General features: G+C 51.3%; 14 protein-coding genes. 1 reads left to right on the top strand and 13 read right to left on the bottom strand.

Going from position 1 to position 18535, the window contains the following annotated elements; genetic code table 11:
* Positions 1 to 2 precede the first annotated feature (2 nt).
* Complete coding sequence (locus ABD880_RS09880; RefSeq protein ID WP_345165252.1) at positions 3 to 563, bottom strand: RNA polymerase sigma factor; 561 nt, start codon at positions 561 to 563, stop codon at positions 3 to 5.
* Between the two features lie 230 nt (positions 564 to 793).
* Between ABD880_RS09880 and ABD880_RS09885 the strand changes: the two genes are divergently transcribed.
* Positions 794 to 1744 carry an alpha/beta fold hydrolase gene (locus ABD880_RS09885; RefSeq protein WP_345165255.1) on the top strand — a complete coding sequence of 317 codons (951 nt, stop codon included), beginning with the start codon at positions 794 to 796 and terminating at the stop codon, positions 1742 to 1744.
* Here ABD880_RS09885 and ABD880_RS09890 read toward each other — a convergent pair.
* The 12 genes from ABD880_RS09890 to ABD880_RS09945 form a co-directional block, all read right to left on the bottom strand.
* Positions 1741 to 2238 (bottom strand): DUF4442 domain-containing protein, encoded by a 498-nt coding sequence (locus tag ABD880_RS09890; protein ID WP_345165257.1) that lies wholly within the window; start codon positions 2236 to 2238, stop codon positions 1741 to 1743. The genes ABD880_RS09885 and ABD880_RS09890 overlap by 4 nt on opposite strands.
* Positions 2239 to 2369: 131 nt before the next feature.
* Positions 2370 to 3920 carry an L-piperidine-6-carboxylate dehydrogenase gene (gene amaB, locus ABD880_RS09895; protein WP_345165260.1) on the bottom strand — a complete coding sequence of 517 codons (1551 nt, stop codon included), beginning with the start codon at positions 3918 to 3920 and terminating at the stop codon, positions 2370 to 2372.
* A 137-nt stretch (positions 3921 to 4057) separates the two neighbouring features.
* Positions 4058 to 5551 carry a Do family serine endopeptidase gene (locus tag ABD880_RS09900; protein WP_345165262.1) on the bottom strand — a complete coding sequence of 498 codons (1494 nt, stop codon included), beginning with the start codon at positions 5549 to 5551 and terminating at the stop codon, positions 4058 to 4060.
* Positions 5552 to 5731: 180 nt separating this feature from the next.
* The gene (locus tag ABD880_RS09905; protein ID WP_345165264.1) at positions 5732 to 6166 is read right to left on the bottom strand and encodes an Hsp20/alpha crystallin family protein; all 435 of its coding nucleotides are present in this window, start codon (positions 6164 to 6166) and stop codon (positions 5732 to 5734) included.
* A gap of 649 nt (positions 6167 to 6815) precedes the next feature.
* Complete coding sequence (locus ABD880_RS09910) at positions 6816 to 8018, bottom strand: M20 metallopeptidase family protein (protein ID WP_345165267.1); 1203 nt, start codon at positions 8016 to 8018, stop codon at positions 6816 to 6818.
* Positions 8019 to 8136: 118 nt separating this feature from the next.
* A complete protein-coding gene (locus ABD880_RS09915) occupies positions 8137 to 8670 on the bottom strand; it encodes a sporulation protein (protein WP_345165269.1) in 534 nt (177 codons plus the stop codon).
* An 11-nt stretch (positions 8671 to 8681) separates the two neighbouring features.
* Complete coding sequence (deoC, locus tag ABD880_RS09920) at positions 8682 to 9353, bottom strand: deoxyribose-phosphate aldolase (RefSeq protein WP_345165272.1); 672 nt, start codon at positions 9351 to 9353, stop codon at positions 8682 to 8684.
* The gene (gene secA / locus ABD880_RS09925; RefSeq protein WP_345165274.1) at positions 9343 to 12726 is read right to left on the bottom strand and encodes a preprotein translocase subunit SecA; all 3384 of its coding nucleotides are present in this window, start codon (positions 12724 to 12726) and stop codon (positions 9343 to 9345) included. Before secA ends, deoC begins: the two co-directional genes overlap by 11 nt.
* A gap of 235 nt (positions 12727 to 12961) precedes the next feature.
* Positions 12962 to 15193, bottom strand: a complete 2232-nt coding sequence (rfbD, locus tag ABD880_RS09930; RefSeq protein WP_345165277.1) for a dTDP-4-dehydrorhamnose reductase — start codon at positions 15191 to 15193, stop codon at positions 12962 to 12964.
* Entirely contained in the window at positions 15186 to 16376 is a 1191-nt protein-coding gene (glf, locus tag ABD880_RS09935; protein WP_345165279.1) for a UDP-galactopyranose mutase, read from the bottom strand. Before glf ends, rfbD begins: the two co-directional genes overlap by 8 nt.
* Before the next feature lie 57 nt (positions 16377 to 16433).
* A complete protein-coding gene (locus ABD880_RS09940; protein ID WP_345165280.1) occupies positions 16434 to 17738 on the bottom strand; it encodes a glycosyltransferase family 1 protein in 1305 nt (434 codons plus the stop codon).
* Positions 17739 to 17954: 216 nt separating this feature from the next.
* Entirely contained in the window at positions 17955 to 18479 is a 525-nt protein-coding gene (locus ABD880_RS09945; protein ID WP_345165283.1) for a GNAT family N-acetyltransferase, read from the bottom strand.
* Positions 18480 to 18535 lie beyond the last annotated feature (56 nt).

Genomic DNA, 18535 nt, shown 5'->3' on the forward strand with positions numbered 1-18535 from the left:
AATCAGGCTAAAAACGCCTCTTCTGCCATGAGGCCTAGCAATTTCTTGCGGGCCCGGCTGTATTGTGACTTAGAAGTAGCCTCACTGATGCTCAGGATGTCGGCAATCTCACCGTGGTCGTAACCCTCCAGCAGGTACAGGGACAGCACCACGCGGTAACCGTCTGGTAGTTTTTGGATGGCGCGCCGTATGCTCTCCACCTTGTACTGCATGTCCTCCTCGTCCACCTCAGGACCTTCGTCTACTACCTCCATGTAGTCTTCCATGGGCACTACCTGCAGGCGCCGGCTGCGCACCTTGGTAATGGACTTGTTAATGACAATGCGCTTGAGCCAACTGCCAAAGGTAGAATCACCCTTAAAGATGCCCAACTCCTTGAATGCGCTCAGAAACGACTCCTGCAGGACGTCTTCGGCCTCTGTGTAGTCATTGGTGATGCGCATGCTCACGTTGAACATGGCTTTGCTGTAGAGCTTGTAGAGCTCATATTGCGCCTTGCGGTCGCCCTCTTTGCAGCGGGCCACTATGTGCGCGTTTACGTCTGTGTATTCCAGCGTCTCCAAATTGAAATTGGTGTTAAGGCCTTATCATGTGCTTACTCCATTTGCAGTTCCCGGAACAACCCTCGTGCGTCACCGCTCCACTGCCTACCCATCCTGTGTTCCTAATACTTCTGACCTAAAGACTAAGCCTAAAATCAATAGTTGCACCGATGTCCGAAAATATCCCTTCTTTTTTATCGCTTTAAATTACCCTGAATTTTTACGTATTTCGCAGGAAATCATAAAATATCATGAAAACTGTATATACATTCATTATCAGTTGTTTGGCTCTCGTTTTTACGGTGACTGGCACCCAGACGGCTGCAGCTCAAGCCACGTCACAGGCCCGCGAAACCAAGCTAACCATGAGCGACGGCACTGAGCTTTTTGTAAAAATTTCTGGCAAAGGACGGCCTTGCGTGTTCATTCACGGCGGACCCGGCGCCTGGAGCCATTCTTTTGAAGTGCTGGGTTTGAACACCCTGGAGGATTCTCTGCAGATGATTTACGTGGACCAGCGCGGCAGCGGGCGCTCTGGCAAAGCCGCCACCGGCGACTACTCCTTGCGCCGCATGACGCAGGACTTTGATGAAATAAGACAACAACTGGGCTATCCTGCCTGGACGGTGCTGGCACATTCTTTTGGCGGAATCATTGCCACCGAGTACGCTTATTACTACCCCAAGACCATCTCCAGAATGATCATGCTCACCACCACGCTCAATCTGGAGCACTCGGCCCAAGTGCAGATTACCAAAGGCCTTGAGTTGTTGAAACCAGCAGACCCGTCTCCTTTTGTAGATGCAAAACGTCCTACCATGGATCGTTTTATGGCCATGAACCAAGCCTTGAACCAGAAGAACATATACCACCAGTTGATGTACACCACTGAGCAAGGCCACCAGAAAATGAACCAGGAGGACGCCAAACGCCCCCAGAATTACGGCTTTGGGCAGTCTTGGTACAAGTACCCAGAATACCTGCAGGACTTCACTGAGGTGACCAAAACCTTAAAAATGCCGGTGCTGGTGATTTCTGGCGAGCAGGATTATTCCGTTGGCCCAGACCATTACAAAAGCTTCAAATTCCCGAACCAGACCATCGTCTCCATGCCGGGGGCGCACGTGATTTACCTGGAGCAGAACGCCCAGTTTCAGAAAGCGGTGAAGGAGTTCTTAAAGAAGACCAGTCGTAAGATTTAAGCTCTGGCCGTTCTGGCCTTATAGGACCAGGTAATTCTGAATCTGGCTACCTCATCTCCTTGCTCATCACAGCCAATGCTGAGGGTTTGCAGGCTGCTTCCCTGGCCGGTGGTTTGGGTTTCTTTGACGGCGGCGGCAATCTCATCGCCGTCAGCGCAGGTGAACGTGATGGTGCCCACGGCTTTCTTAGAGAACTCGGCCTCCATGTTCACCACCAGCATAGACACGCTTGGGTTGGCTTTGTAGAGGTACATCATTAGCACGCCAGAAGATAATTCGGCGGCCATGGCCAGGCAGGCAAAGTAGATAGATTTAAACGGGTTCTTGGTGAGGTAGCCGTACTTGAGCGTGACCTGCGCCTCTTGCCCCGATAAGTGTTTGATTCTACAGCCCGCCAGGTAGGCCATGGGCAGGCTCTTGAGCATGAACAGCTTCAGCTTAACCGGGTTGGTAATCTGTCTCTGGAATTCAAGAAGGTGTGCTTGCTCTGCCATGGCTCTTTGGGATTGAGAATATGAAAAGGTACAAATCCTTTTTACGCTTTCAAACAGAAAGGCCACCCTGCATCCAAGGTGGCCTTTCTGTTTTTGGCTTGTTTTCTGGGATTTAGCCCAAAAACGCCTGATTAGATATCAAACTTGATGCCCTGCGCCAATGGCAGCTCACGCCCGAAGTTGATGGTATTGGTCTGACGACGCATGTACACGCGCCAGGCATCTGAGCCCGACTCACGTCCGCCGCCGGTTTCTTTCTCACCGCCAAAGGCCCCGCCAATCTCAGCACCAGACGTCCCAATGTTCACGTTGGCAATGCCGCAGTCAGAACCCCAGTGGCTCAAGAAGGCTTCGGTTTCTAAGATGTTGGTAGAGAAGATAGACGAGGACAAGCCCTGGCGAACGCCGTTCTGGATTTCAATGGCATCATCCACAGAGCCTGTATATTTAATCAGGTACAAGATTGGCGCGAAGGTCTCTTCCTGCACGGTATGGTATTCGTTTCTAGCTTCTACAATGGCTGGAGTCACGTAGGTACCCGTGGCATATTCCTCTCCTTCCAGTACTTGCCCGCCAATGAGTAGCTTTCCGCCTTCTTTCTGCACGGCCTCCAGAGCGTTCAAAAACGCTGTCACCGCGTCTTTATCAATGAGCGGGCCTACCAGGTTGGTGTCCTTCAATGGATTCCCGATAGGTAGTTTGGCATACGCATTCAACAGACGCTCTTTCACGGAGTCATAGATGCTGTCATGGATAATCAAGCGACGGGTAGAGGTACAGCGTTGACCAGCGGTTCCTACGGCGCCAAACACCACGGCGCGCATGGCCATGTCCAGATCGGCGTTCTCGGTTAAGATGATGGCATTGTTTCCGCCTAGTTCCAGCAAAGACTTACCTAAACGGGCTCCCACGGCCTCGCCTACTTTTTTGCCCATGCGGGTAGAACCCGTGGCAGACACCAACGGCACGCGGCCGTCATGCGCCATTTGTGCGCCAATGCTGGCGTCCCCAATGATGATGTTGAACACGCCCTCGGGCACGTTGTTTTCTTCTAGAACTTCTTTGATGATGTGCTGACAGGCCACCGCCGTCAAAGGTGTTTTCTCTGATGGCTTCCAAACCACGGTGTCACCGCAGATGGCGGCCAGCATGGCGTTCCAGCTCCAAACCGCCACCGGGAAGTTGAACGCCGAGATCACGCCCACCACGCCCAGGGGATGGTACTGCTCATACATGCGGTGCGTAGGGCGCTCTGAGTGCATTGTATAGCCGTGCAATTGTCTGGACAAACCAACGGCAAAGTCGCAGATGTCAATCATTTCCTGCACCTCGCCTAAGCCTTCTTGCAAGATTTTACCCATCTCATAGCTCACCAGTTTGCCCAATGCGTCTTTGTTGTCGCGTAGTTTCTGGCCAATCTGGCGCACTACTTCGCCACGCTTAGGAGACGGCCAGGTGCGCCATTCTACAAAGGCGTTTTGGGCGGCGGTAATCACGTGGTCGTAATCCTCTGCCGTGGCCATCTTTACCGAAGCAATCTGGCTGCCGTCTGTAGGCGAAGAGATGGTACGCGTCTCCTGGTTTTTGTCACCGCCCCACTGCAAACCGGTGCTATAGGCTGGGTTGGTTTCTTGGATGCCTAGCTCAGCAAGCAAGGCTGGTATATCTATGATTTGGGTCATGGTATAAAATTTAAAGAATGAATAGTAAGCGCCCAAGGCACTCTACAAACCTAAAGAAACAAAAAAGCTCCTGCAAGCGTGCAGGAGCTTTTCATGATTAGTCATTTTTGGCCTATTATCTCAGAATTACCTCAAAACTAGCGTCCAATGGCGTAGTAGGCTCTTCTACCGTCTGGGTAAACGCCCTCAATCAAGAGACCACCACGGCGGGTGCTTTTCAGGATCTGTTGTACGTCTTCTGGTGCATTGGTTGGTTTCTTGTCAATCTGCGTGATGATGAAACCATCCTTGATGCCAGACTCCGCGAAGGAGCTTTTCTCAATGCCGGAGATTTTCACGCCGCCCGTAATGTCCAGTCTGTTCAACTCCTGCTTGCTGGCCGCCTCAAACTTGGCGCCGTCAATGGTCATGGACTTAGGCGAATTAGGGTCACGCTTGACAATCTCTGTGCTGCCGTTGGCGTTACGCAGGGTCACGTTGGCGGTCTTGGTGTTTCCGGCGCGGCTATAGCCTACCTTGATTTTATCACCAGGACGGTAACGGGTTACCTGCTCCTGCAACTGGGCACCGGTGTTCACTTTCACGCCGTTGATTTCGGTGATCACGTCACCTTCTTCAATACCGGCAGACTTGGCGGCACTACTTTCAGAGAAACCAGCCACGTAGACACCGTTCAGGTTTTTCAGCTTTTTCTCGGCGGCCATCTTGGCGTCAATCTCCTGCATCTGAACCCCTAGCAAGGCCCGTTGCACCTCACCGTACTTCAACAAGTCATCTACTACCTTGCTCACAATGGCAGAAGGCACGGCAAACGAATAGCCGGAGAAGGTACCGGTCTGGGAGGCGATGGCCGTGTTAATGCCAATCAGGTCACCGTTCAGGTTCACCAAGGCACCCCCGCTGTTACCAGGGTTTACGGCCGCGTCTGTCTGCAAGAAGGATTCCACGCTCATGCCGCTGGAGTTCTGCAGAATACCCACGTTACGGCCCTTGGCACTGATGATACCGGCGGTTACGGTAGAGTTAAGGTTGAACGGGTTACCCACGGCCAATACCCACTCGCCCACACGCACGTTGTCTGAGTTGGCGTAGCGCAAGGCCGGCAGGTTATCCGAGTTGATTTTCAGTAAGGCAATGTCTGTGTTAGGGTCTGATCCTACCAAAGTAGCCTCAAACTTGCGCTTGTCATCCAGAATCACCTCAATCTTATCTGCCTTGTCAATCACATGGTTATTAGTGACAATGTACCCGTTAGAGGCAATGATTACCCCAGAGCCAGATCCCAGAGCCGGGCCCTGCTGGCGTTGATAGCCTTCCATGCCCTCTTCCCCAAAGAAGTCTCTAAAGAATGGGTGCATGTCACTTGGCATGCGTCTGGCCTGTACTTTGTATTCAGTGGTGACGTGCACCACGGCTGGGGTTACCAGCTCAGCAGCCGTCTGAAAGTTAAGGCCTTCTGGCACTACTACTTTGCCGTCACGCATGGCACTGGTGTACCGTACGTTTGTGTTGGGCAACTGCTGTCCCGCAGAGGGTTTGTCATCTTCCAGCAGTTTATAGCCCCCAATGGCCACGCCCCCGCCCATCATGGCAGAGAGCATAAGCCCCAACATTAATTGTTTCGTTTTCATACAATAGGTTAGCTATATCTGTTAAAACTCAGGTTTACTTGTATTGTTTTGCAGAAGCGTTACTGCTTTCTTTCTTGTACGTCACTAACGCTAAAATAGCAAATTTGGTATTTAGTTGCTGCAAATATGACGCCAAAAAGGCGCTGTTTAGGCGCCTCTCTGGGGTACTCTACAGGTTGCTTATTTTACAGTAATCTGGTGCTTAACCACCTTCTCTTCTACCTTAGGCACCGAGACATGGAGTACGCCGTTCTCAAACTGGGCGTCAATGGCGCTGGCGTCTACCTGCTCTGGTAATTGGAAAGAACGCGTGAACTTGCCATAGTTGCTTTCTACTCTGTAGAACTTCTGCTCCGGGGCGGCTTCCCGCTGCTTACGCTCACCGCTCACGGTTAAGATGCCTTCCTGAAACTCTACATGGATATCTTCTTTGTTCACGCCTGGCAGCGCCAACTCTACCTCATAGGCTTCTTTTGTTTCCCAAAGGTCTACCTGCGGCGTAAAGCCCTGTGCCTTGCGTGATGTCACTGCCTCATTAAAGAAATTGTCTAACAAGTTGCTAAACGTCTGCGGCATTCTGTCTTGGTAAAACGGATGATATTTAACCACTGTCATTGTCTTTTTATAGTTTTTAAGGTGAATCTTCATTTGATATTTACTTCTCAGTAAAATCTGTACCAATTGAAATTTTCACCTAAAACAAGACATTCCGTCTGCATTCAACAAGTCACTTAAATATAAACAAGACACAATGTCTGATTAACTATGAATTGAATATCGTTTTCGGTTTATTTTCTTAAAAAGAAGCCGAAAACGAAATACCGATTGTGTTATCAATAAGTAGCGCGAATCATCAGTATGATGACCTAGTATTAAGGAAAAATTGCAAAGCACACGTCTGCCCTCCTTCGCTTCTCACTTACCTTCTCCTGTCATCCTGTAAGGATCTTGGTAGCAAGCTGTAAAGGCAGTCACTTAGATGTAGGTAGGTTTATTTTTTTGGAGTAGACCTTGTGTTGCATGGCAAGGGCTTGTCTAGTTTGTCCACAAGACCCTTTCAGGATGACAAGGGAGAGGAAACTATGGCGAATTCAGGAAAGACCTATCTCCCGCAAGTTTTTAACTTGTGGGTACATTGAGGCAAGTTTTCAAATGCGTAGAATCCGCATTGATATAAACGCAAGTTGGAAACTTGCCCCATGAATAGCTCCAAGTTGGAAACTTGAAGCAGAGTAAAAACGGCTTTCTCAATAAGGACAAGTAATTACTTAATAGCCAATGCTTTTAATTCTTGAATGGCCAAATACGCCATTAAGCCACTGCCGATCTCCAAGGCAGATTCATCTATATTAAAAGTGGGCGTATGCACAGGCGAGGTGATGCCCTGGGCCTCGTTGCGGGTTCCCAGGCGATAGAAACAGGCATCGGTGGTTTGGGAGTAGTACGCGAAGTCCTCGGCGGTCATATACATGTCCAGATCAATCACGTTCTCTTCACCTAAGTAGGCCTGGGCAGCGGCTTTTGCGCGGGCCGTGAGTTGGGGTTCGTTCTTCAGAAACGGGTAGCCGTCCATGATGTTGATGTCACAGGTGCCGCCCATGCTTTCCACTAAGCCTTCGGCCAGCTTCTTCATGTGTTGTTTGGCCTCGGCGCGCCAGGCTTCGTCCATGGTCCGGAACGTGCCTTCTATTTTGACCTCATTGGGGATGACGTTGGTGGCACCGTTGGCAATCACCTTACCAAAAGACAGCACCGACGGCGTTTTGGGATTGGCCCTTCTACTCACAATCTGTTGTAAGGCCACTATCAAGTGCGCCGAAATCAACACCGGATCCACCAATTGTTCGGGCAGTCCGCCGTGGCCGCCTTTGCCTTTGACCGTGATGTAAATCTCATCTGCACTGGCCATGTACATGCCAGATCTAAAACCAACTTTACCCACCTCCAACGGCGTGAACACGTGTTGGCCTAGGATGCTCTGCGGCGCAGGATTCTGCAAGACGCCTTCCTTGATCATCAAGGAAGCGCCTCCCGGAAACTTCTCCTCGCCGGGCTGAAAGATTAACTTGATGGTTCCTTCAAACTGGTCCCTTAATTCACTTAAGATACGCGCCGTGGTGAGCAGCGACGAGGTATGCACGTCATGACCGCAGGCATGCATCACGCCTTCATGCTTTGATTTATAGTTGACCTCGTTCTGCTCCAGAATGGGCAGGGCATCCAAATCGGCGCGCAGGGCGGTGGTGGCTTTCTCAGGGTGCTGGCCTTTGATGAGCACCACAATGCCGGTGTCGGTTAGGCGCTGCGGCTCCAGGCCAAACTCCTGCAACTTGGCAAACACGTAGGCAGACGTCTCGTGCTCCTGAAAGGAAAGCTCTGGGTGCTGGTGCAGGTGTTGCCGGGTGGCGATGGTGTCTTGCGCGTATTGCTGGGCAAGCGACCGTATCTGGTCTTTGAGGTCTTGCATGATGTTACAAGTGGTAAATGCTTTGGCAAAGGTAAGGTATAAAACGAAACTGCCGTTTTCGGCCTCTTTTCTGGAAAGTAGGCCAAAAACGGCAGTGCTTCAATATTATGGGTTTCCTTTAGAAGTTCTTAGGAATGTTAATGGTCTCCGGGACAATTAGGGCATTAGGAATCAGGTCCTTTATCTTAGACAAGGCTAACTGAGCCTCTACCCGGCTCATATAATCGCCTACTTTCAACTGATAGGTAGGCTGTTTATAGGTAAGGTAGTCTTTGTCTGCCGGTAGGCGCTGAATGATGCTGTTACGCAAATCCATGGCCGCCTTGCGCTCGTTGCCCGTGAAGGCCAGAATACGGTAGCCGTTGGCGTACTTGATGTTCTTGTTGGCCTGGGCTACGCTATCCATGAGCACTTCTACCTGATTGCGTACGTGATGGGTAGGTGCCACCGCTGCCATAGGCGTTGCTCCGGCAGCAGGCGCAGATGGGAAGACGGTGCGGTATTTACTCACATCTACCATGGTGGCAGACCCGCCGCCTTTGCTCTTAGCCGAAGTGGAAGAAGTAGTGTCTCCGTTGGCAGGCGTGCTGCCGCTGGCGGCGCACCCGGTGAGAACGGCTACAAAAACCCAAAGAAGTGCTCTAGTTGTCATCTGTGTCCAAGTCATAGCAGAGAGACGCCGGAGGATGTTCCAATCCGGTCTGCCCCTGCCTTCACCAACGCAAGTGCCGCTTCCTTGGTTTTGATTCCGCCGGAAGCTTTGATTTTAATATGTTCTGGTAAATGGGCGCGCATCAAGAGAATGTCTTCTACGCTGGCCCCTCTGGCGGCAAAACCAGTAGACGTTTTCACGTAGTCCACCTCGGCCTGCACGCAAAGTTCGCAGATCTGGATGATTTCTTCCGGGCTGAGGAGCGCAGTTTCAATGATCACCTTCAAGACCGCGTTCTTGAAATGGCACAAAGTGCTCAGTTCATGCAGTTCGGCGGTGACTTCATCCAAAAGTCCAGACTTGAAGGCGGCAATGTTCATGACCACGTCAATCTCGGTGGCGCCTTCGGTGAGGGCTTGGTGCGCCTCAAAGAATTTGACTTTAGCCAATTGATAGCCCAACGGAAAGCCCACCACGGTGGCAATCTGCACGCCTGTGTCTTGCAAAGCGTCTACCGCCTGGCGCACAAAGCACGGCGGTACGCACACGGCGGCAAACTGATGGTCAGCGGCCTCCTGGCACAACTGGGCCACCATTTGCTGGGTGGTGTCAGGCCTGAGCACCGTATGGTCAATATACGGTGCCAGGCTCTGCTCCATTAAGTTATCCAGGTTAGTCTTCAATGAGGATGCAACGGTTGTTGAGCAAGTCGTTTTCTACGGTCTTGTACTTCACGTCTTTCATCACCCGGCCGTCTGCGTACTGCACGCTCACGCGGTCATTGCGGCCGGCGTGCTTCTCTACGCGCACCGGAGCCTGCTTTTGCACGGGCGCCTCTGGCATGTTAGGCATAGATGGAACACGTGGTTCTTCTAAGGTAGAATGTACTTCTTCTTTCTGCTCATGCAACCTTGGCGGTCTAGGCGCCTGCGTAGCGCGGGCTTCCTGCACTGGTGGTGCCTGCTCCTGTTGCTGTGGCAAGTCGGCCTTAAACAAGAAAGAGATGGTCTCTTCGTTCACTTTGGCAATCATGCGCTTGAACAACTCAAAGGACTCAAACTTGTAAATCAAGAGTGGGTCTTTCTGCTCGTACACTGCGTTCTGCACACTTTGCTTCAAGTCGTCCATCTGGCGCAGATGTTGAGTCCAGGCTTGATCAATAGTCGCCAGCGTAATGATTTTCTCAACGGTTTTGATGAGCTCCTTGCCGTGGCTGTTCACCACTTTCTCTAGGTTGGCTACCGCCGTGATTTGCTTACGACCATCTGAGAACGGAACGGCGATGTTTTCAATCATCGGGCCGCGGTTCTCATAGATGTCCTTCATGATTGGCGCCGACTGCTCCATGATGTGCTTGTTCTTGGCCAGGTAGAAGTCCAGGGCCTCGTTGTACAAGCGGTCAATTAAGTTATTTACCGGCTGGGACGCCAATTCTGGGGCGGTGATGCTGGTGTTGAAACCGTACACTCTGATGATGTGCAACAAGAAGTCCTCATGGTTGCCCGTCACTTTGTAGGTGTTCACAATGTCCACCGCGGTGTCGTCAATCATGGTCCAGATGTCCAGTTCCAGACGCTCGCCATACAGGGCGTTGCGGCGGCGCTTGTACACCACCTCACGCTGGGCGTTCATCACGTCATCATACTCCAAGAGGCGCTTACGCGTCCCGAAGTTATTTTCCTCCACTTTCTTCTGCGCGCGCTCAATAGAGTTGGTAATCATGGAGTGCTGAATCACTTCGCCTTCCTCCAGACCCATGCGGTCCATTAAACGGGCAATACGGTCAGAACCGAATAAGCGCATCAAGCTATCATCCAAAGACACGAAGAACTGCGAAGACCCCGGGTCACCCTGACGACCGGCACGACCACGCAACTGGCGGTCTACGCGGCGCGACTCATGGCGCTCAGTACCAATGATGGCCAATCCGCCGGCGGCTTTGGATTCTGGCGCCAGCTTAATGTCCGTACCACGGCCTGCCATGTTGGTAGCAATGGTCACAGTGCCCGGCTTACCAGCTTCGGCTACAATCTCAGCCTCGCGCTGGTGATGCTTGGCGTTCAATACTTGGTGCGGAATACCACGAATCTTGAGCATACGGCTTACCAACTCAGAAATCTCCACAGAGGTAGTACCCACCAATACCGGACGTCCGGCTTTGGTCAGTTCCTGAATCTCTTCAGCCACCGCGTTGTATTTCTCTCTGATGGTTTTGTAGACCTTGTCATGCTCATCTTTGCGCTGGGCTACGCGGTTGGTAGGAATCACCACCACGTCCAGCTTGTAGATTTCCCAGAACTCACCGGCTTCTGTCTCTGCCGTACCGGTCATACCGGCCAGCTTGTGGTACATCCTGAAGTAGTTCTGAAGTGTTACCGTGGCGTAGGTCTGCGTGGCGTCCTCTACGCGCACGTTCTCCTTGGCTTCAATGGCCTGGTGCAAACCGTCTGAATAACGACGGCCTTCCATGACGCGGCCCGTCTGCTCATCCACAATCTTCACCTTGTGGTCATCTGTTACGATGTACTCGGTATCCTTCTCAAACAAGGTGTAGGCTTTCAGCAACTGGTTGATGGAGTGCACGCGCTGAGACTTCTCCTGGTAGTCCTGGATCAGCTTCTCTTTCTGGTGCAGTTTATCGTCAGCAGACAGTTCTTTGTGGCTTTCAATATTGGCAATCTCGGTTCCAATATCTGGGAGGATGAACAGTTGCGGGTCTTCGCCTTGGCCTGTGATAAGGTCAATGCCTTTCTCCGTTAGTTCAATCTGGTTGTGTTTTTCGTCAATGGTGAAGAACAAAGGCTTATCTGCCTCTGGCATCTGACGAGAGTGGTCTTGCAGGTAGAAGGCCTCTGTCTTCAATAACAACTGGCGCACCCCGGTCTCACCCAAGAACTTAATCAAGGGCTTGTTTTTAGGCAAACCTCTGTAGGCTCTGAACAAGGCCAGACCGCCTTCTTTGTCATTGCCTTCCTTGATGAGGCGCTTGGCCTCTACTAAGAAGTTACTTACCAATTTGCGTTGGGCTTCTACCAGAGAGGCCACGCGTGGTTTTAAGATATAGAATTCGTGCTCATCGCCACGTGGAACAGGTCCAGAAATAATGAGCGGCGTACGAGCATCGTCAATCAAAACGGAGTCCACCTCATCCACCATGGCGTAGTGGTGCTTGCGCTGTACCAGCTCATCTACCTCACGGGCCATGTTGTCGCGCAGGTAGTCAAACCCAAACTCGTTGTTGGTACCGTAGGTGATGTCTGCTAGATAGGCTTTGCGACGGGCGTCTGTGTTAGGCTGGTGCTTGTCAATACAGTCAATGGTGATGCCGTGGAACTCAAACAACGGCGCCATCCACTCAGAGTCACGCTTGGCCAGGTAATCATTCACGGTTACCACGTGCACCCCGCGCTTGGCTAGCGCGTTCAGGAACGATGGCAGGGTTGCTACCAAGGTTTTACCTTCACCCGTGGCCATCTCGGCAATTTTACCCTGGTGTAAGACAATACCACCAATCAGCTGTACGTCATAATGCACCATGTCCCATACCACCTCTGTACCGGCGGCATTCCAACGGTTTGCCCAAACGGCCTTATCCCCTTGAATCTGCACGTTTGGTTTGCGGGTGGCAATCTCGCGGTCAAAGTCTGTGGCGGTTACGCTTAGCTGACCAACTTCTTTATAACGACGGGCGGTTTCTTTTACAATAGCGAACCCTTGGGGCAGTACTTCCATGAGCACTACCTCTAGTTCTTTGTTGCGGTCTTTCTCCAACTCGTCAATCTGCACAAAGACAGCCTCTTTCTGGGCGATGTCCAGGTCGGGCTCGTCTGCTATGCGTTGGTGTAAGGCCGCTATTTTATCATCAATGGGTTTCAGACGCTCGGCAATGGTAGCCTGTACCTGCTGGGTACGTTGGCGCAGTTCGTCGTCAGAAAGGGAGGCCAGTTTTGCGAACTCTTGGTTGATAAGAGCCACATACGGCATTACTTCTTTGATGTCCCGTTCTGACTTAGTGCCGAAAAGTTTGGCGACTGTCTTCCCAAAAAAATCAAACATATAGAGCTATATTAAAAGATGTACTAGATTCAATTTCAAAAATAAGCGGATTTTCCGACAATCTGCTACTAAGCCAAAACAATACCAGTCCCGGAACAGTGCCCCAGACCTGACGCGATGGCAGAGAATTTTAAAAAATTGAAAATCAGGGCGAAATTCCAGTACACGAAAAAGCCGTTTTTGGCCTGATTTCTGAAAATCAGGCCAAAAACGGCTAGAAAGGTTTGTCTACTTTTTAGGCCTGCGCTGCCAATTCAAAGGAAGCATCCGGCTCTTCTACCGCTACTTCTTGCGGCCTGAAAGGCACCTCACTTTGACGCAGGAATCTACCCAAAGCATCTTCTACGCTGGGTAAATGGATTCCTTTGCCAGAGGCCAAGGCGGTAAAGGCAGGTCTAGGCGCCGGCAGGTTCAAATCTTTTTGAGTGACCGTTTGCAGATACGGAGCCGAATCTAAAACCGCCACCTTGGCAGAAAGCTCGGCCAATTGCGCCCAAGAGTATGTACCTTGGTTGGCCACGTGCCAGATGCCATGCGCCTTGTCTAGCAGCAGGTCCAAGCTGGCATGTACTAAGTCTGGAACGTAGGTAGGCGTAATGAAAGCGTCTTCTGGAGCGGTAAACGGCTCCTCATGCGCGAAGGCCCGCAAGGCATGAAACACAAAGTTATGCTCATCCCAGGGCCCAAAAAACGCGCTAGTTCTTATCACCAGAGCCTCTGGCATGGCCGCCAGAACCTGGCTCTCTGCCAATAGCTTGCTCCTGCCATAGACATTCAAAGGATTAGGCTTGTCCGTCTCCAGATACGGCTCCTGTTTCTCCCCGTCAAAGACTAAATCTGAAGAGAACGTCACCAAGGCTACATGGTGGGCATGGCAGTGCTTGGCCAGACACACCGGCCCTTGGGTATTCTCGCGGTAACAAGCTAGAGAATCTTCCTCGGCGTCATCTACGCGCACATAGCCGGCGGTATTCATTACGGCCCAGGGCTTGTATTTGGCAAAGGATTTCTCTACCGAGGTAGCATCTGCAATGTCCATGTCCTGCCGGGTCAACAGCACATACGGTAACCCACGGTCTTCGCAGATTCTGGCAAAGGCCCGCCCTAAGGTGCCGGTGGCACCGGTGATTAAGATGGGCTTGTGCTCATTCTCTTCACAGGTTAGGGCGTAGCATTCCTTTGTACCATGCGGCTCTGGGTAGATGGTTCTGGAAGGGCGCTTCCACCAGCCTGGTAGGCGAGCAATGTGGTGGGCGTCTTCGCCGGCGGCCAGTTTTTTCAACAGATGCGCTGCCGCCGTTGGCCGGGGCGTGCCGCTCCTTACGTCAAACACACCACACTCATAGTGGCCGTTGGATTGGGTGAGCAAGGAGTTCCAGTCATAAGCGCCTAGCAGAGACCAAGCGGTGACGGCAGATACGTTTTTGCCTTCTTTCTGTAAAAACAGGGCAGAATCCCAGACGTCATGCAACCACCGCATCTGTTCCTCTCTGGAACAACCCAAATGCGCCTCGGTGACCACCACCGGTTTCTGGTAGCGTTCACAGGCGTCTGTCAACAGTTTTTGCAAACCTACCGGCACGGCTGACGCCACCCGCACGGCTTCTACGTCTGCGTAGCGGTGCTGACCGTTGCTCCCGTGCGTGTGTACTGGGTAGTGGACCAAATGCTCGTCCAGATAGCGCTCACTGGTCACGTAATAATTCACGCCAATGATGTCTGCCGGACAGGGATTCTCTACAAAATCCAATAGGGCTTTGGCAGGCAGTTTAGAACTGATCAGGTAGTCCCACAAGGGGTGTTTCTTGTCCACTCTTCCGGCCAGCATGTCCCAGGAGAGCCAGCGTCTGTGGTTCTCAAAGTCGGCTTGATACTGCAACGCGGGCGTGGCATGAATGTAACCCAGGTCATCGGTCTGTACCAGTTTGGCCTCAGGGGTTATTTCCCGGATGGCCTGCATGGCCAACTGTGTGCCTTTGATTTGATTATAAAGCGCTTTGACAAAAGAAGCATCATCTTGGGCATGCGGATACCACAAACCGTACAAGGCGCTAAACCTGGCCGTGGTCAGGGGTTCATTGATGGGGGTGTAGTGCGTGACCCAGGGAAACTGTTTGGCCACGGATTTGGCATAGGCCGCAAACTTCTCCGGGAAGCCTGGGTCCAGCAAGTTGGTATAGTGTGGGCCGCTACCATGATGTAGCAGGCCCACAATAGGATCTATGGATAGGGACCGCAGTTTGTTTAACCGCTCAGTGGCCCACTCCCAATTTTGGTTTTCTGGATGCTCTGGGGCAACATGCTCCCAAAGAACAGGGTACCGTAATTTCTTGATGCCCAGATCTGCCACTACCTCCAGGTCTGACATTCGCTGTGCATGCCCGCTCTGTGCCAGCTGATCAAAGTACCGGTCCCCTACACGGTTGACTGTGCACTCAATGCCGCCCCAAAGCTCAAGGTTACCCATTCGTGCTCAGTTTGGTGGAACTTCCGTTAAGGGCCTGACGCACTTCTTTGGGCAAGCCAGAGACGCCTTCTACTGCCGGCAACTCATCCTTTGGGCCTCCTGTCAGTTTCTTGTGCAGGGTCAAGGCTTGGGCCACTACCTGGTCCATGTTGTAATATTTGTAGGTAGCCAAACGGCCCACAAAGTGTACATTGGGCGTAGCCTCGGCTAGTTTCTTGTATTGGTTGTACAGCTCGGCGTTCTCTGGCCGCGGTACTGGGTAGTACGGATCTCCCTCGGCGCGCGGGAACTCATACACCACGCTGGTCTTCTGGTGTTGCTGGCCAGTCAGGTACTTAAACTCTGTGATGCGCGTGTACAAGTGGTCATTTGGATAATTGACCACTGCCACTGGCTGAAACACTTCTTTGTTGAGCGTCTCATGCTTGAACTCCAGTGAGCGGTACGGCAACTTGCCAAACTTAAAGTCAAAGTACTCATCTACCGGCCCCGTGAAGATCATCTCCTTGAACGGAATGAAATCTATGATCTCATGGTAGTCTGTGTTGAGCATGATCTTAATGTTGGGATGGTCCAGCATCTTCTCAAACATCTTGGTGAAGCCGTGCAACGGCATGGCCTGGTAGGTGTCTGTGAAGTAGCGGTCATCCCGGTTGGTACGCGTGGGTACCCGTGAGGTCACCGACTTGTCCAGCTCAGAAGGATCCATGCCCCACTGCTTGCGCGTGTAGTTTTTGAAGAACTTCTCATATAGCTCACGGCCCACTTTGCTCACCACCACGTCCTCAGAAGTGCGCACGGTGTCTACTTTCTCAGCGACAGACTCAAAGAACTTGTCTAGCTCAAAGGAGGTCAGGTTTAAGCCGTACAGTTGGTTGATGGTGTCCAGGTTGATGGGCATGGGCACTTGCTGGCCGTCTACGCTGGCTAGCACGCGGTGCTCATAAGAACGCCACTCTGTAAACTGGCCCAGGTACTCAAACACTTCCTTTGAGTTGGTATGAAAAATATGTGGCCCGTACTTGTGTACTAAAATGCCTTCTTCATTGTAATGGTCATAGGCGTTGCCGGCAATATGCGGACGCTTATCTATTACCAATACTTTCTTGTTAGAATAAGATGCCAGTCTTTCTGCCAAAACACTTCCGGCAAAGCCTGCACCCACAATCAGGTAATCAAACATATAAAGGTTCGTAAATCTCGTTTTTAACTTAGTTTCTGAAAAAGAGCCTGTTTTTGGCTACACGCCGGCTCTAAATTTCTTTGCCTGCTTTTCCTTGGTCACGTTGTGCATTAGGCTGACCATGTTCTGCCAGGTTTTATCCCAGGAGATGCCGGCCAGGTAATCATCTGTGCGGCGCATCCAGTCTTTGTCCTCTTTCTGGGTCAGGGCTTTCTCAATGGCGGCCTCAAACGTTTCTGCGCAAGGGGCAATGTGTACCAAGTTCAAGTCACCGTACGGACGCACCACGTCTCTGATGGGCGTAGACACCACCGGTCTACCGGCCGCCAGGTACTCAGGCGTCTTGGTAGGGCTGATGTATTTAGTGGACTCGTTCTGCGCGAACAACAGCATGGCCACATCCCAGCCACTCAGGTACGACGGCAGTTCCTGGTAAGACTTGCCCCCTAAGTAATGGATATTTTCGGCCTGCGGCAAGTGCGCCGGATCAATCTTCACTACTGGCCCGATGATCACAAACTGCCATTCTGGGCGCTTGGAAGATAGGTCTCTGAGCAACTCAATGTCAAAGCGCTCATCTACCACCCCAAAAAAGCCCATTCTTGGATGCGGAATATTGGCTTGGTCTGCCGGCTCTGCGTGGTTTTGACGGGCCGTGGCAAAGTGCGCTTTGTCAATACTGCTTGGGAAGGCGTACACTTCTTTGGCACGGTCTTTCTTGGCCTCATACAAGCTCTGCCCGCCGGTAAAGACTACATCGGCTTTGGCCAGCATCTCGGTTTCCAGTTCTAGCAGTCTTGGCGGCGCAAACTTAAAGGCAGAAAGTTCATCCATGCAGTCAAACACCGTGAGGCTTGGCTTGAAATGACGCGTGATCTCCAGGGCCATAGGCGTGTAATACCAGAACACAGCCTGCTCCAAATTATTTTCCTTGAAGAACACGTTCAACAGTTCAATCTGCTTGGCATCAGACTCGTCTGGCGTCAGGCCATGCGGAAGGTGCGCTATGACCAAGGTTACTTTGCCGTCTTCGCGTTGGTGCGTCTCTAGTCTTGGCTCTGCGTTGTCTTCAAAATAGGGCTCCTCAAAGAAGTACAACTGGGTATGTTTGGCAAACCTTGACAACAAATGCTGAGGGCGTTGGTACACAAAATCCCAACGCAAGTGAGATAGACACACTATGGCCGGAACACCTTGTAAATAAGCCTCTAAGTTAAAGGAAGCGCTTTTTTTAGGAGTTACGGTAAGGGCGTTGGGCACCACAACTGGTGAGTAGGCGGTGCTGGAGGTGCTTACTTCTGGCTCAGAAGAAACATAGCTATTCCCTACGCCTGGGACGTAATCAGAATCTAGATCTAACATATTATGTAGTGCGGCTAGGTATATCAAAACAAAGAGAAACGTTGCCGTTTCTCCAAAAACTATGTACTCTTACGCACAAACCACAAAAAGGCTACATCTTGGACTTCTAGATATATAACAACATCTAAGAATAACTATATTTCAGGCTTTTACAGTGTATTATTTAAGGGAGAATTTTAAAAATAGAGTATTTACCGCATCAGGGTTTACACAAACTTACTTTAGTACCATCTGATACTCAGCCACATCCTGCCAACCCTTGCTTGTTTTAAGCCAATCTCTTTTAACACCAATCTGCGTGAAGCCCGCCTGCTCAAACATTCTCCTGCTGCCCAGGTTAGAAACCGTCACTGAACAATACAACTGATGCAGCTGTAAAACGCTTCGGCCATACGCTACCAGAAGGTCTAAGGCTTCTTTGCCAAACCCGTTCCCTCTGTGGTCTGCCACTAATGCAATACCCACGCCCGCGCGCTGGTGCAAGGGCTCAAAGTCAAATAAATCTATGGTGCCAATTACCGTTTCTGTCTCTTTTAAACAGACCATGAAGCGCAGCTGCCGGGTAGCGTAGATATCTGACAAGGCATTGTCTAGATACTGCCGCAACATGTCCCTGGAAAACGGAGCCACCGACAAGCTCACCGGCCACAGACGCGTATCATTCTCAAACAGGTAGAGAAAGTCCAGGTCTGATGGTTCTGGAGCCCGCAAGAAAATACGGTCATTTTGGAGAAGCGGCATCTGGCAGAGTTCTGTTTTTGGGCTGTTTTCTGGATTTTAGGCGAAAAACGGAATGG

This window comes from Nibribacter koreensis (genome assembly GCF_039541795.1).
In the GTDB taxonomy this organism is placed as follows: domain Bacteria; phylum Bacteroidota; class Bacteroidia; order Cytophagales; family Hymenobacteraceae; genus Nibribacter; species Nibribacter koreensis.